The following is a 16,211-nucleotide window of genomic DNA, read 5'->3' as shown; positions in this document are numbered from 1 at the left end:
ACAGCCATTATGAATAACCGCATCATTCTCCCTTTAAACAGTGTAGGTATCGAGGATATCGCGACCGTCGGAGGAAAATGCGCCTCGCTTGGCGAGATGCTTCGCAACCTTACGGCGCTTGGCGTGCAGATCCCTGACGGGTTTGTGATCACGACGACGGCCTATTGGCAATTCATCGAACAAAGCGGGCTTGGGGACCTGATCCAGCAGGAGCTGGCGCGGATCGATTTCGACAATGTGGAGTCGTTGCGCCGTGCGGGTCTGGCGATCCGCCAGGCGATCAGCAATGCCCGGTTCCCGCGGGAGCTGTCGCAGCCGATCATCAGTGCGTATGAGGAGCTTTCGCGGCAGTATAACCAGGCGGCGACGGATGTCGCGGTGCGGTCGTCGGCCACGGCGGAGGACCTGCCGGATGCGAGCTTTGCGGGGCAGCAGGAGACCTATCTGAACGTTCGGGGTCCGGCTGCGCTGATCGATGCCGTGCGGAATTGTTTTGCGTCGTTGTTCACGGACCGGGCGATCAGTTACCGGAAGACCTTCAATTTCGATGTGTCGACGGTGGGGTTGTCGGTGTGTGTACAGAAGATGGTGCGGAGTGACCTGGCGGGGAGCGGAGTGGCTTTCTCGCTGGATACGGAGAGCGGATTCCGGGATATCGTCATGATCAACGGGTCGTACGGACTTGGGGAGATGGTGGTGCAGGGCGCGGTGTCGCCGGATGAGTTCCTGGTGTTCAAGCCGGCGCGGAAGAATGGGTATGCGGCCATTATTGAAAAGAAGCTGGGACATAAGGATCAGAAGATGATCTATGGGGATCATGGCGATCAGCGGACGAGGATCATTCCGACGGAGGAGACGGCGAGGCACCGGTTCTGCCTGGAAGATGCGCAGATACTCCGGTTGGCCGACTGGGTGATGGTCATCGAGGACTATTATACGAAGTTGAAAAAGAAATGGTGCCCGGTGGATATCGAATGGGCGATCGACGGGCTGACGGGAGAATTATTTATTGTCCAGGCGAGGCCCGAGACCATCCATAGCCGGAAGCAGCCGGGCACGATGGTGGAATACCGGATGGATGCGGGCGTGCCGCGGAAATTGCTCGGCAAGGGTATTGCAGTGGGCGACAAGGTAGCTGCGGGAAGGGTGAATATTCTTTATTCGCTGGACAAGCGGATCGACGGGCACGAGTTCAAGCCGGGTGATGTCCTTGTGACGGACATGACGGACCCTGATTGGGAGCCGATCATGAAAATGGCGTCTGCTATTATCACCAATAAAGGGGGGCGTACCTGTCATGCGGCGATCGTTGCGCGGGAGATGGGAGTACCGGCGATCGTAGGTTGCGGGAATGCGACCGAATGGCTTCGGGATGGGTTGCTGGTGACCGCCAGCTGTGCGGAGGGGGAAGAAGGATTTGTCTATGAGGGAGAGATCCCCTACAGTACGCATACCACGCGGCTGGATGAGCTGCCGGCGTTGCGGACGCCGGTGATGCTGAATGTCGGCTCGCCGTCGACGGCCTTTGGTTTTGCGCATCTTCCGCATCGGGGGGTCGGGCTGGCCCGCGAGGAGTTCATCATCAACAATTATATCCAGGCGCATCCGCTGGCGTTGCTGCGGCACCGGCAGATGGGGGATGCGAAGCTGACGGCGGCGATCAATCAGCTGGTGCGCGGGTTTGGGGATGAGGAGAGTTTTTTCATCAATAAACTTGCGTATGGCGTTGCGAAGATCGGGGCGGCCTTTTACCCGGAGAAGGTGATCGTCCGGTTCTCCGATTTCAAGAGCAATGAGTACCGGGGATTGCTGGGCGGTGAGCATTTCGAGCCGGTGGAGGAGAACCCGATGATCGGGTGGCGGGGGGCGTCGAGGTATTACAGCGAGACGTACCGGCCGGCCTTCGAGCTCGAATGCAGGGCCATCAAGAAGGTGCGGGAGGAGATGGGGATTGTGAATGTGGCGGTGATGATCCCCTTCTGCCGGACGGTTGCCGAGTTGTTGCGGGTGAAGGCCGTGATGGCGGAGAACGGGCTGTTGCAGGGGCGGGACGGGCTGGAGGTGTACCTGATGGCGGAGTTGCCTTCCAACATCATTATGGCCCGCGAGTTTGCGAAACATATCGACGGGTTCTCCATCGGGAGCAATGATCTTACGCAGCTGACGCTTGGTCTTGACCGCGACTCGGCGCTTGTGGCGCATTTGTATGACGAGCGGAACGAGGCGGTGAAGGGCTTGTTGCGGATGTTGATAAGAACGGCGAAGGAGGAGGGGGTGAAGGTGGGTATTTGCGGGCAGGGGCCGTCGGATTTTCCGGATTTTGCGCAATTCCTTGTTGAAGAGGGGATCGACAGTATCTCCGTTACGCCGGATTCCTTTGTGAAGACGGTGAGGGCGATACAGTCGATCGAGAAGAAGGGGCTGGCGACGGTCGGTTGAAGTATGTAGTCTATAGCCCTAAAAAGCCCGCCGTGAGTAACGGCGGGCTTTTTTACGTGGGGCCGGGCGCCCTAATTTTTGAAGATCTCCGCCAGTTTCTGCTCCAGGGCCTCACCGCCGAGATTCTTTGCCACGATGTTCCCCTGTGGGTCGATGAGGAAGTTCCGGGGGATGGTGGTCACGCCATATTCTTTTGCGACGGCGTTGTTCCAGAATCCCAGGTCGGAGACCTGTGTCCAGCCGAGCCGGTCGTCGTGAATCGCTTTCAGCCAGTTGGTCTTATCTTCCGGCCTGTCCAGGGATACGCCTAGGATGTCGAAACCTTTGGCGTGGAATTTTTCGTAGGCCCTCACCAGGTTGGGATTCTCCGCCCGGCAGGGACCGCACCAGCTGGCCCAGAAATCCAGCAGGACCCACCTGCCCCGGAAGGAAGAAAGTTTCACCGGGCGGCCCAGCGTATCGTTTTGCGTAAAATCCATCGCCTCCTTGCCGATGGCGGTCTTCCCGGCGATCGCCAGCTTTTCCCCGAGAGCCTTCCCCGCTGCCGAACTCCGGTCCGCACTGCTCAATGCGTCGTAAAGGGGCTGGATCTTCACTGCGTCCATGTTATCGCCCGCAAAAGCCTGCAAGGCGTAAAGTGCGATCGGCGAATGGGGATGCTGTTTCACATAATCCCCGTACACTTCGCGTATTTGCGCTTCAATGCCCAGGAACTCCCGGGTGATCGATTCCATTGCCGCCGGATCTCCGGCGGCCCGTGCTTCGGCGTAGCGGGTCGTCAGCGTCATTTCCTTCGCGGTATATGGTTTCAATGCGGCCTGCAGACGCTGAAATTCCGCATCGGCCTCCGGTCCCTTTATCACCGTATTGGAAAAAGTATCCGCATGCGTGATGTTAAAGGTATCCGGGGAAAGATAGATCAGCGCGAGATCATTCGGCGAAATCCCCGCCGCCGTGGGCCGGACGTCCGTCAATGCCACGGGCCCGTTGCCCTCGACACTGCCGGTGAACCGGTATGCGCCGTTGCTGATGGTTGAGCTGTCGATGACATCGACGCCGCCGCTGTTATGGACCAGGTAGATCCAGCCGGCTTGAGGGCGCTGCAAATGTCCGGAGATGGTATACTTAGCTGTGTGCTGGGCAAAAAGACCCGTCGGCGCCGCCAGCAGCAGCGCAAAAAAAGATTTCCCTGTCATTTGAGTTTTTACTTTATTTTTTTAGAAGATCGGTCAACGCCTCTACCGGCGCAGTATCCTTTACCACCATTTGCGGCGCGGTGACATTATTGTCCGCCTTATTGTTTGGGGCCCCATAGATGGTCGTCGTAGTGGAAATGATCCCAACCAGGTTGCCAAACCTGTCGATGACCGGCCCGCCGCTCGACCCAATACCATAATCCGCCGTTATCTCCATCCTTACCGGCCGCCTCCCCTTGCTGCTGTACCCGGCTGCTGCATGCAGACTGTCGATCGACACATTCCTGGATACCATACCCTTGCTGAAATAATAGAAATTGCCGAGAGGATGAGAAATGCAGAAAACGGAGGCGCCGACCCTGGCGGGCCTGCCCAGCGGGATGGCGCTTAGCCGGTTGCCCATCGTATTCACCCTGAAAACAGCGATATCGTTGTTTTGTGACCAGGCCAGGATCTCTTCCATAAAATAGACCTTCCTGTCGGCCGTCACGATGAAATAGACGCTGTCGGAATTATTTTTATCCGGCCCGATAATAGCTGTCAGCACATGGTAGTTGGTCACGCAGACCCCATCCGCCGAGATTGCGAAAGCTGTGCCTGTCAGGTCCCACCGCAGCTCCGTGCCATTGCCCCCAAATAGTTTGCCGATGATAAACACGCCGTTCTTTCTTTTGGCGAAAAGGTCTTCGTCCTTCAGGCCTTTTGACGGGCCCATGACGGTTCTGACCTTTTCCGCAGGCGCCCGTTCCTCCACCAGCAGGGCGGCCTTCGCGCGTAATTCCCCGATGGTTTTGGGTGTCCTCCCTTCCTGTCTCGCGGCGAGGATGCCCTTCTCCATTTCCCCCAGGTACTGATTGAAGTCTACATAACGATCGGTGCGCGCTTTTTCCTGCGCCATGACGGACAACCCAGCAGACAGCATAAGGCCGGCCGCGATCAAAAAGAATTGTCTCTTCATTTTTATGATTTTAGTATTATGACCCGATCAATTCCAGGATACCCTCATTCCGGATGATCAGCATCCCCTGCCGGTCTTCGGTGATACCTTCGCGCAGTTTGTAGGTGTAGTGGGGATGCACGCCGTTCATAATCGTCGGCATAAAGGCGAAATGAATATTGCTTCTGTTTTTGAGGGCCTCCCCTACTTCAATGATATGCGTCGACACGACGAACAGGCAGTTCCGGTATTCGGAAAATGCTTCGGTGATGGCCAGCGTGCCGTCGTATGCGTCTTTTACGTTGGTGCCTTTGAACAGCTCGTCGAACATCAGCAGGAGTCTTTTGCCGCTCGCGGCTGCTTCCGCGGCCTGTTTCACCCTCACCACTTCCGCATAGAAATGGCTATAGCCCAGCCCGATATTGTCCGCGACATTGATGGAGGAATACATCCCCTCCCGGACGGAAAATTCCATGGATGCGGCCGCGACGGGGAAACCCATGTGCGCCAGGTACAGGCCGATACCCAGGGATTTCATAAAAGTGGACTTGCCCGCCATGTTCGCCCCCGTCAGGAAGAGTACGTTGAGGTCCCGCCGGAGCGTGACGGCATTGCCCACCGCTCCTTCCAGGCAGGGATGGCGAAGGTCCTCCGCCGACAGGACATTTTTCACCGGCGGCAGCGCCCGGGCATAGGTGAAGCCCCGGGCCGCCGCCACCCCGCTAACGGCGATATTCACGTCCAACTCGTAGATGAAGGCCAGTATCTCCTCCATCGCCGCCAGGAGCCCGCGCTTCAATAAATGGTCATAAAATGCAAGGGTATTTACCGGTAAGGCCTGGTAGATATCCACCTTACCCAGCCTTTCCAGCCGCGGATCGGACAACAGCTGCTTTATTTCACTTATCCGGGCTGTGTATGGACCTTTCATGGAGCCCGCCAAAGCGAGGAAGGCGTAGCAGCTTTTGAGTACCCCGATGGTAGCCTGCAATCCCTGCACGTTCTTCTTATACCGTTCATCCCGCACCAATCCGGATAATCCCTTGCTGATCATCGTATCGACAAGCGCCATGAAGAATGTGCTGCGCGTCCCCCCGTCCAGCCACTCCCGCATCAGAGCGATCTCCCGGGGGTCGAAGGGAAATGCCAGCCCGGCCTCCTGGAAGAATTGAAAGATCGCGCTGCGTTGATTGATCGCCGCAGCCTCTTGCAGGGGATGGAGGAACAGGTGGTCGAGCAACCGTTCGCCGCCGCTCGTTCTTACCCGGTTGAACAGTCCGTATACCGAACCCTGCCGGAATTTGCCCAGCAGGTTCAGCTCGTCCAGGGTCTGCCTGTCAATAGTAAAGCTCATGGTTGTATATATAATTTTTGCCGGGGCCGTCAGCCGTTCTTCCGGCCCTTTTTCAATATGTCCAGTATTCCTTCGTTCCGGATGATGATCATCCCGTGCCGGTCATCCGTTATGCCCTCTTCCAGCGTGTACGTATATTCCGGCACGTGGCCGTTCATCCGCGTGGGTAGATATAGGAACCGGATATTGTTTTCATGCCTCAGATCGTCCCCGGCCTCGACGATATGAGAGGAGACGATGAAGATGCCGGTCTTCTTTCCCGCAAAAGCCTCGATGATCGCCACGGTAGCTTCATGCGCATCCTTCACGTTGGTCCCGCGGAATAATTCGTCGAACAGGACGAACAGCGACTTACCGCGGCCCAGTTCCGCAGCCACCTTTTTTACCCGCAGCACTTCCGCATAGAAATGACTGGCGCCAATGCCCAGGTTATCCGGCAGGTTGATGGTCGTGTACATCCCATCCATGACGGAAAATTCCATGGCCCGGGCCGCGACGGGGAAACCCATGTGCGCAATATATACCGCCGTGCTCACGGACCGCAAAAAGGTGGACTTCCCCGCCATATTCGCCCCCGTAAGGAACAGCAGGTTCTGCCCCGCGCCCATCCTGATACTGTTGCCGACAGGATTCTTCAGCTCGGGGTGGTACACCCCTTCCAGCCGGAGCTCACCGCTGCCTTTGTCCAACGCCCGGGGGAAGACGAATTTCCGCTCCACAGCCACTTTGGCCACCGAGAGATAGACGTCCAGGTAATAGACGTAATTCAGCAGCTGTGTAATCTTGTGAGGTTCCCTCGACCGGAACAGCATGTCGAAAGCGGTGATGGCCGTATAAGACAGTTTTCCCTTTGCCTTTTCCTGCAAGGCGGGTTCCAGCGCAGGAGTAGCCAGCAGCGCCGCCATGCCTTCGCGTTCCGCGGCATAGCCTTCCAGACCGGCGACCTCTTTCCGCTTGATGAATTCCCGGGCCGCATGCAGGAGGGCGATGACGGCCGTCACGCCGCCCTGGATCTCTTTTTCGCTTAAGGGCAGCTGCGGGGCTGCTTGTTTTGCGCCTTCCTCCGAGTGGGCCAGGTATTTTTCGGCCGTATCCAGGAGGGCTGCTTCGAAGGGGAAGGCCATGCCCAGGCGGGCAAACCAGGCAATGATGCCGCTCCGCCTGTTGATCTGCTCCTTATCGCCCAGGGGACTGCGGAACATCTCCTGCAGAACGGTCCCCCCTCCCCTGGTATGTACATGATTGTACACATCGAATATCCCGCCGGCCTCTCCCTTGCCGAATATCCCGAGATCGCTAAGTGTCTGTTCGTCGGTTTCTAATAACATCTATTTCCTTTTGCGCCTGATCAATAATAAGGTTCCCAGCAACAGGAGCAGGGAGGGCAAGATCCATACATAGACGGTCTTAAGCACGTTTGCCGTCGCGCCGGTAATGATCAGCCTGGAGTCCCTGGGGGTTGGGCGGGGGGTATAGATGGGGAACTTCCCATTGTCCAACCAGCTAAAGATCGCGCGGGTGACGATGAAGCCTCCCGCCCGGATGGTACTCATGCAGTCCGCATCGCCGCAGATCACGATACGTTGTTCCCTGCCGTTGATGGGCCGGGTAAGACCGAGGGCAACCGGGAATGCGCCTGCGATATCGCCTTCCTGCGGACTGAATACGATATCGGCGGAGTCGTCAACCAGCCGGCCGGCCTTTTGCCAGGTTCCCCTTTCGGGCATCATCAGCAAGGGCTTCACGGTGAAGGCGCCGCCGGCAGCATACGCCAATGCCGCAGCTCCCGGCATCAGCCATTTCAACGAATCGTCATAATCGTGATCAGCATGCAGCGCTTTGAGCCCCAGGAATTGGTCTTCTTCCGCAAGGTCCAGGCCCGCATCCGTGACGTAGGGCACCAGTTTGTCCGGCACTTCATCCCTGGTGGGGTGGACGAGTGTGCCATCCATCAACCGAACCCCGCACTGCTGCAGCAGGGGGTTGACCAGGGCCTGCTTTCCCGGCTCGCCCAGTACGAGCAGGTTGCCGCCTTTATCGACATATTGCCGCAGCTTGCTCATGGCGAGTGCGCTCAGGTTCGTTTTGGGATCGGCGAGCACCAGCGCGGTGGCATCGGCCGGGATATCCCGGGTGTCCAACGAGAGGGTATCCGCGTCGAAACCCTGGTTGACCAGCGCAAGGCGCGAGAGCTTTTCAGTAGAATGTAACCGGAACTCCCGCTCGCCCTTTTTAAAAATACTACGCTCCAGGTCCCCCGTGACGTAATAGATCTTTGGCAGCCGGGCCTGCATCAGCCGTTTGAACGCGGCGGCCACCTGCTGCTCATCGGGCCAGAACACGGCATCGTCGAAGGTCCGGAGAAAAGTGGTCCGGCCCTTATAGGTCAATTGCATTACCAGCCGGAGATTTTCCGGTCGCAGGTCGGCCTGGCGGGCTACCTCCGCCGGAGGCGCGAACAAGGAGGGATCGTACTCGAAGCCGCCGGCCATTTGCACCGCAATTTCTTTGAGGGTCTTGCCCGGGAATGACCGGTATAGGTCATTGCCCTGGATGGTGCTGTCATAATCGTAATAATTGACATAGTTGAACCGGATGTCCGGTTTGAACCGGACATATTGTTCCCACAGCTCCGTGAGGTAACGGTTACGTGCTTCCGGAAACCCTCTGCCCGCCCCATTGCCCAGCAGATTGGTATACAGCGTCACTTCCAGCGGGTCCGGGCCAAGTTCCCTGACGATCTTCTGTGTTCTTTCGTGAATGGTATTGACCTTCCCCGCCGTGGTATCCCAATAACCGGTAAGGGCCGGGCGCGAAGAGATATAACCGATGATCAGAACGAATGCGAACGCCATCGTATACCTGCCGGCATGCACAAACCAGGGTCTGGATTCGCGTCCGCCTATGAGTTTGAAATAGGTAAAGGACAGGAATAGATACACGATCAGTAAAAAGTAGATCACATCCTTGGTGGTGATCAGCCCCCGAAGCATTTTCTCCGTCCTCCCCGAAACAGCCAGAAAATAGGTGAGGTCCCGCACGAAATCGATCTTTTGCCATAAACCGCCAATCCGGCTGAGGACGAATATGAGGATAAAACTGCCTATTGCCGAAACGATCTGGTAGGTGCTAAGGCTGGACAGGAAGAACCCGATGGCCGTAAAGGCGCTTAACATCAGGTAGAAGCCCAGGGTAGCGGACAATAACATGCCATAGTCGACGGACCGGATATTGAAGGCGGCTGAAACCATAAAGATCCCGAGAACCGACACCAATACCAGGTTGTAGATCATAATGGCCAGGTATTTCCCCCAGACGATCTCCCGTACTTTCACCGGCGAAGAGTAGAGCAATTTGATGGTGCCATTGTTGATCTCCCGGCTGATGAGGCCCATGGTGAGCAGTGGAATGTACAGGAACAGGTTATTCAGGGCATTGGTGAAAATACTGTCCGGATTGAAAAAGATCGACGGCGTCAGCGACACCCCCCAATCCTTGAACCTGGGGTTATTTCTCACCTGGATATCCTGCCAGTTCGCCACGCCGTACAAGATGCCGGTATAGTATATGGCGGACTGCACCAGGAAGGCGATGGTCAGGAACCAGGCCACGGGGGAATAGTAGAGGTTGCGAAGCTCGGTCCGGGCAATTTTGAATATCATCTTCATCTCTTAGAATTTATTGATGCGATTGACTGGATAATTTTTTGAAGGTGTCATCGAGCTGGCCCCTTTCGAGACTGATCTCCCGGAGCCGCCACCCATGCAGCAGGCTGGCTGCCACCAGCCGCTCGGAGACTTCCTGGTCACCCTCAAAATAAATGCGGACTTGCGTGGCCGTGAGGAACTCCGCCCTGGTAACACCCTTGATCTTCAAAAGGTCCGTCGCCGGGGGAGGGTTTTCGACCCGCATGAGCAGGCTATGAGGCTGCATGTAGTTGTCGAAGGCGTCCATGGTATCGGAAAACACGATCCTGCCGGCCTCGATCATGACGATCTCCTTGCAGAGCAGGTGGATCTCCGACAAGATATGCGAGGACAGCAGCACCGCATGTTGCTGGGCAATCTCCCTGATGAGCTTCCTGACCTCGATCAGTTGGTTCGGGTCCAATCCATTGGTCGGCTCGTCCATCACCACCAGTTTGGGCTTATGGATAATGGCCTGCGCGATCCCGATGCGTTGCCGATAACCGCCGGACAGGTTGCGGATCAACCGGCCGCCGACATGGGTTATCCCGCAACGCTCCTTGGCCTCTTCCACCGCACCCTTGATCTTGCTTTCTACCATTCGCCTCAGTTCGGCACAATACCGGAGATATTCGTCGGTAGTCAGGTCGGTGTATAATGGCGGATTTTGCGGCAAAAACCCAATCTCTTTTTTGGCGAGCTCCGGCTCCCTGCGAAGATCCACGCCGTTGATGTATACCCTGCCTTCGGTTTGATTAAGCGCTCCGCAGATAATGTTCATCGTCGTGGACTTGCCGGCTCCGTTGGATCCCAGCAGTCCCGTGATGCCGTTGCGGCCGATCTCGAGATTGATGTCGCGTATCGCCCAGGTGCTGCTGTACCTGTGTGACAGTCGTTCGATTTTTAAGATATTTTGCATAGAGAGTTGAGATGATTATGGTCAATAGTTGTTGATCAGATAGCTTCCCTGTGGAGTCGCCCCGGCGCCCGGCCCGGGTAATCCTTCGAAAGCGATCGTATAGTTGCGGTAAGGGGAGGGTGGCAGAACATAGCTTGCGAGCAGGGTTCCGCTGGCGGCATCCCGGAACTCGAAGGTATATGCGCTGACAGCCGCGGTGGCGGCGTAGTTCCGGAACGCGGATAGGCTCTTGTAAGACAGGCTGCCCACCTCCGACCCGTTGGCCTGCCCCAGGATATCCACGCTCACGGGGGCACTGCCGGGTGACAGGTTGACAAACCGCACCCCCATGCTACTGTCGGCGGGCGCGTGGAAAGGCGGCGTATCGATGGTAAACAAGGTATCGGGGTGGCTGGTGGTTCCCGTGAGGAACAGGCTATGGATGGTGTTGACCGGGAGTTCCAGGTCCAGGCTGTACAGCGGCGCACTCTTGGCCAGGGTGTCGGGGGCCTGGTACAAGGCCAGGGACGTTGTTCCGCCGGGGCAGGAGAATTCCTGGAAGGTTCCAAAGGATAGCTTGGTATACCAGTCGACGGCCGGTTCCTTGCTGAAATTGGTCGTCAAGGGGTTGCTGCCCGCTACCGCATTGACGATGGTCAGGGAGGCCGAGCCGGAAAGAGGGGTGGTTTTGGTGCAGGAAAAGAGCGCCGCAGCCAGCAATACAGCTGGCCAGCGGCCGGGGAGACCTTTTTTCATTTTTTACAGTTGATGTTACTGATGGGAAATAGTTCGTTTTAAAGATCGCCGTGGCAGGCGGTTAATTGTAACCCGGGTTCTGCGTGAGGTTATGATCGTCCTGGATCTCCTGCAGCGGGATGGGGTATAGCAACTGGTAATCTCCCGCCCAGGGCTGTTTCCGGGGAATCCGGGACAGTACGGCGTGCGCCTGGCCCGTCCGTTTGAGATCCAGCCAGCGATGGCCCCATTCGCCAAACAATTCGATCTGCCGTTCGTGCGCCACTGCCGAGTCCACCTGCGCGGGAAGCAGGCCGGGGGGCAATGCGGAAAGTCCCGCCCGCTGGCGGATCACATCGAGATCCGCAATCGCGGCGGTCGTCCCGCCCGCCGCTCCACCCGCCGCCGCCTCGGCACGGACCAGGTACATTTCCGCCAGCCGCAGCACCATGTAATATTCCGTCGCCGTACCTCCTACCACGTAATTGTATTTTCCCGTCTTGTATTTATAGGGAAAATAATACGAGCCCGGGGGCGTGCCGGCAGGAGCGCCATTGGAGTCATCCGTGCTGTCCACCCAGGCCGATCGGCGGCCATCCCCATTTTCAAATGCCCCGAGCAACTCATTGGAAAGGCAATTACTCGAAAATCCGGTGTTCAGGGGGTTGGGCAGGTAATTGAAGCCGTCCGGGGTCGCATTACCAAAAACCGTTTGCGAAGTATTTTGCTGTAGTTGCCAGATGGCTTCGGTGCTGTTCTTTAGGAATACGCTGTTGAGATCGCTGACCAGGCTGTATTGGCCGGTATTGGCAATGACGGCGCTAGCCTGAGCGGCTGCATCCACGTTGTCGCCGGTATACAGATAAACCCTGGCCAGCAAGGCCGTCGCGGCCCATTTATTGGGCCGGATCCTCTCCCCTGCTCCCACGGAATAGTCGGAAGGCAAGGCTGTCTGAGCATCTTTGAGATCCTGGATGATCTGCCGGTACACCGTAGCCTGCGGGGTTCTGGCCATGTTTTCCGTCTGGCTGAAATCGATCGTGAGCGCCAAGGGAACATCCCCGTAGAGATTGGTCAGGTAGAAATAGCTGAAGGCGCGGACAAATTTTGCTTCGCCGGTCAATTCCTTCCGGACGCTGTCATGCAGCAGGCCGGACGTGGAGGCCCCGATCCCCTGGATGATCGCGTTGGCGCCATAGACATAGCTGTACAAGGGGCCCCAGGTATCGCCGACATTCACCGAGGTATATAACAGATGATTCGTGGCATAAAGCAGCAGTGCGCCCGTATTATTATAGGCCATCTCGTCGGACGAGAGGGCGGGCAGCGCCGTGATGTTACCGGTGGATCCCATGTTGGGGTTGGTGCCGTTGATCATTTCGCTATATACGCCGGCCATGGCGGAATTCGCCTGTGCATCCGTGGTGAACACTTCCGTCGTGGTGAGCGTATTGATGGGCTCGGGAATGGAGACCAGTTTCTTACAGGACAGTGATCCCGAAAGGAAAAGGACCAGGAGAATGGAGAACGGCTTATGATGGGTATGCATAATGCTGGGTGTTAAAAGTTAAGGGATAGTCCGCCGGTAAAGATCAAGGGGGGCGGCAGGGCGCCGAAATAGCCGGAGGTAGGATCGATGCCTTTATACCGGGTGATCAGCAGGATATTTTCAGCAAGCAGGAACAGCCGGCAGCCCTCCAAATGGGCTTTTTTTACACTTGCCGGCGGCAAGGCGTAGGAAAAGGCAATATTGGACAGGCGGATAAAGGACGCGTCGGTATAGGCCCCGTCCGAGAATTGAAAAAACTGATCAGTGGCAGTTCCGGTGGTCGTGAACCTTGCGAACGCCGCCTTATCGCCCGGCTTCTGCCAATGGCTGTTGAAGATATCGGTTGATACATTGCCCAACTGACCAGGCAAAACCCCCGGGCCGTAATAGGCGTTTACCCCCCGTTGTTTGATGAATTGCAGGAAAAAGCTCAGGCTATAATTTTTATACCGGAACTCATTTCCCAAACCGCCCGAATAGGCAGGGCTCAAATCGATGGTCACCCGCCGGTCGTCGTCGGCCGCCCCCGGCGCGACGCCATAGTCTGTGGTAATCTGCCCGTCGTGGTTATAGTCCAGGTAGCTGTATTGCCCGGTGAGGGGATCCACACCGGTGTAATGCAGCAGGTATTTTTCATTCAGGGATTTGCCGACTTTATACAGGGTAGCAAAGGGAGAGTTGAGCAGGCCGGGATAAGAGAGCAGCCGGTTGCGGTTGATGCCCATATTGAAACGCGCGATCCAGGAGAAGTCCTTGCCGTTGATAATGCCGGCGTTGAGGACGATCTCCCAGCCGTTGTTCTGCACATTGGCCGGCCAGTTGGCGGTAACGGCGGTGAAGCCCGTAAAGGCCGCGGTAGGGTATTGGAGGAGCTGGTCTCCGCACCGGTTCTGGTAATAGCTGACCTCCATATCGAAACGGCTGTCTTTGAGAAAACCCAGTTTCAGCGCCCCTTCCAATTTCTTATTCACCTGCCAGTGATAATCCTGGTCGACGGCATGGGTGTTGACCAGCGGGGTCACGCCGCCATACGTATACAACGGGGTGCTGCCGACAATCGGGCTGGTTCCCCATTGAGAAAGGTATTGGTAATCGCCGACGCCGTCGCTGCCGGTAAGGCCATAGCTGCCCCTGAGCTTGACGAAACTGATGGCGGCGGGCAGGGCCTTTTTGAACCAGTTCTCCTCGGAGACGATCCAGGCGGCGCCCACGGAACCGAAATTGCCGTACTGTCTCCCGGGACCAAACCGGGAGGAACCATCCCTCCGGCCAACGAGATCGAGGATGTATTTATTTCCCCAATTGTAGTTGATGCTCGTAAAGATCCCGGCATATTTGTATTGCGCATAACTTTCGCCGTTCAGGACCACGGGAGCGTTGGCGATCGAGCGGATAAAGGCGTCGTTGGTATATCCCAATCCATAGCTGCTGGTGCCGTCTGTTTGCGAGAACTGCTCGGTGGCGCCGGCCAGGAAACTCAACTTGCCCGGACCGATAAACCGGTTATAGGTCAACTGCGGCTCGATGATCCAGTTGCCATTCTTGTTATCGCTGAATACGGCACTGCCGGTGGGATTCGTGGCCGGATCCCTGGAGGCGATGGTCTCCAGCAAGCTCGTGCCGACATCGGTGTTGTTGTAGCCCAGGCTGAGTTTGACATTGAAGCCCTTCGCCAGGTTGTAACCTAATAGCAGGCTGCTTTGAAGAAAATTGGTGTGCGAGGTGTAAGGGGACAGCAGGCTATTGAAGGGATAGGCGTAGCCGATACCTGCGGAGTCCCAGGGCGCATAGTTCAGTCCCCCTGCTGAATTGTAGATGGCCGGGGCGTCCGGGGCCAGGTAGGTGGCGGAGGCCGTAAAGATGTTGTTGATCAGGGCATAGGAGTAGTTGGCCGTGAGGGAGAGGGTCAATTTCTGGTTCAGGCTGTGATGGTTCAGGTTGAAAGACAGGCTGGCCCGCTGGTTGGCCCCGCTTTTGGTGAGGACATCCGTTGTCCGGCTATAGTCGGCTCCCAGGCGAAAAACCGTGCGGTCGTCCCCCCCGGTGAGTTCCGCCTGCAGGTTCGAGACCTGGCCCATCCCACCCCACAATTGGCCCTGCCAGTTCGTATACCGGGTGGTATCCCATAACAGCAGGTCGGGCGCATTGCCTGGCGTGGGCGCAATACCATCATTTCTGAAGGCTTCCCGGCGCATCTGCAGGTATTGCGGGGTATTCAGCATGGCCCACCGCTTCGTCACCGCACTCGTCCCCTGGGTCAGGTTCAAATTGAATTTCGTCTTGCCGGCGCTGCCCTTTTTCGTCGTGATAAGGATGACCCCATTGGCCCCCCGGGAGCCGTAAATAGCGGTGGCGTCGGCATCTTTGAGGACTTCTATGCTTTCGATGTCGGCCGGATTGAGGCTGAAGAGTGGGCTCTGACCGCCCGCCGGCGAAAAGGAGCCGATGGATTGGAGGAAGCCCGACGAACCGGTTTGGTAGGACGAGGACCCGTATACCTCCAGAACGGTGAGCGGCACCCCGTCGATGATGTATAAGGGATCCGAGGTAATGCCCGGGTTGATCGTGTTCCGTCCCCGGATCTCTACTTTAACCACGCCGCTGGCATAGCCGGTGGTAGGAGTGACGACCATGCCGGCCACCCTTCCCTGTAGCGCCAGCAAGGGATTCATCACCGGCTGTTTCCCGATCTCCTCCGCGCTTACCCGGGCGATGTTCCCGGTGGTCAACCGCTGGCTGGTAAGGCCGTAGGCCTGAACGACCGATTGATCCAGCTCATTTGCGGCAATCTTCAGGGTAACGGTGAGCAGCCGGGGGGTCTCATCGACGGTCATGCCTTCGCTGGTATACCCGATGAAACTGATCACCAGCTGTGATTTGACAGCCACGCCTTTGAGGATGAACAGCCCGTTTTCGTTGGTGACCGTCCCCTTGCTTCGACCCTTTACTGCCACCGTTGCGCCGGCCAAAGGTTGGCCCCGCTCGTTCTGGACGATACCTATGACATCCACCGCAGCGGAAAGATGGAAGGTGTCAGGCGCCGCGGGCGGCGGGGCCACCTTTTCTTTTACGACGATCGTCTTCCCGTTAAGGATCGACCAGGTGAGCGGCTGATCGCGGAAGATCTTTGCCAGCACCTCTTCCACCGGTGCATTCCTAACCTCCACCGTCACGGGCGCCGCCTTTTGCAGCGCATACACATTACAAAGAAATTCATAACCGGCCTGGTGACGGATCTCTTCAAAAATGTCGACAAGCGATTCATTCCTGGCGGAAAGAGTGATCTTCTGGGCATTGGTCCGCGCGCTGACGTGGATACAGCCGACAAGGACAATGAGTGCGGTTAGTTTCATAACACGCAGAGTTTTGGTTAGGCGCGCCCCTTTCGTAATGGGCATCCGCCAAAGAGCCTTAAAA

General features: G+C 57.0%; 10 protein-coding genes. 1 reads left to right on the top strand and 9 read right to left on the bottom strand.

Annotated features, from left to right (window positions below):
- The first annotated feature begins 9 nt into the window (after positions 1-9).
- Positions 10-2,439 (top strand): phosphoenolpyruvate synthase, encoded by a 2,430-nt coding sequence (ppsA, locus tag VHE34_RS03985; protein WP_325584831.1) that lies wholly within the window; start codon positions 10-12, stop codon positions 2,437-2,439.
- Positions 2,440-2,510: 71 nt separating this feature from the next.
- Here ppsA and VHE34_RS03980 read toward each other — a convergent pair whose 3' ends face one another.
- The 9 genes from VHE34_RS03980 to VHE34_RS03940 form a co-directional block, all read right to left on the bottom strand.
- Positions 2,511-3,635, bottom strand: a complete 1,125-nt coding sequence (locus VHE34_RS03980; protein WP_325584829.1) for a TlpA disulfide reductase family protein — start codon at positions 3,633-3,635, stop codon at positions 2,511-2,513.
- A 13-nt stretch (positions 3,636-3,648) separates the two neighbouring features.
- Complete coding sequence (locus VHE34_RS03975; protein WP_325584827.1) at positions 3,649-4,593, bottom strand: serine protease; 945 nt, start codon at positions 4,591-4,593, stop codon at positions 3,649-3,651.
- A gap of 16 nt (positions 4,594-4,609) precedes the next feature.
- Positions 4,610-5,926: a MutS-related protein gene (locus VHE34_RS03970; RefSeq protein WP_325584825.1), complete on the bottom strand. Its 1,317-nt coding sequence runs from the start codon at positions 5,924-5,926 to the stop codon at positions 4,610-4,612.
- A gap of 29 nt (positions 5,927-5,955) precedes the next feature.
- Entirely contained in the window at positions 5,956-7,254 is a 1,299-nt protein-coding gene (locus VHE34_RS03965) for a MutS-related protein (protein WP_325584823.1), read from the bottom strand.
- Positions 7,255-9,594 carry a Gldg family protein gene (locus tag VHE34_RS03960; protein ID WP_325584821.1) on the bottom strand — a complete coding sequence of 780 codons (2,340 nt, stop codon included), beginning with the start codon at positions 9,592-9,594 and terminating at the stop codon, positions 7,255-7,257.
- Between the two features lie 10 nt (positions 9,595-9,604).
- Positions 9,605-10,531, bottom strand: a complete 927-nt coding sequence (locus tag VHE34_RS03955; protein WP_325584819.1) for an ABC transporter ATP-binding protein — start codon at positions 10,529-10,531, stop codon at positions 9,605-9,607.
- Between the two features lie 21 nt (positions 10,532-10,552).
- Positions 10,553-11,266: a DUF4397 domain-containing protein gene (locus VHE34_RS03950; RefSeq protein ID WP_325584816.1), complete on the bottom strand. Its 714-nt coding sequence runs from the start codon at positions 11,264-11,266 to the stop codon at positions 10,553-10,555.
- A gap of 61 nt (positions 11,267-11,327) precedes the next feature.
- Positions 11,328-12,794: a RagB/SusD family nutrient uptake outer membrane protein gene (locus VHE34_RS03945; protein ID WP_325584814.1), complete on the bottom strand. Its 1,467-nt coding sequence runs from the start codon at positions 12,792-12,794 to the stop codon at positions 11,328-11,330.
- 11 nt (positions 12,795-12,805) lie between these two features.
- Positions 12,806-16,147, bottom strand: a complete 3,342-nt coding sequence (locus VHE34_RS03940) for a SusC/RagA family TonB-linked outer membrane protein (protein ID WP_325584812.1) — start codon at positions 16,145-16,147, stop codon at positions 12,806-12,808.
- Positions 16,148-16,211 lie beyond the last annotated feature (64 nt).

Origin of the sequence: Puia sp. (assembly GCF_035546395.1) — a bacterium.
In the GTDB taxonomy this organism is placed as follows: domain Bacteria; phylum Bacteroidota; class Bacteroidia; order Chitinophagales; family Chitinophagaceae; genus Puia.
Note: the sequence above shows the minus strand (reverse complement) of the source record. Positions and strands in the feature narration are given on the sequence as shown.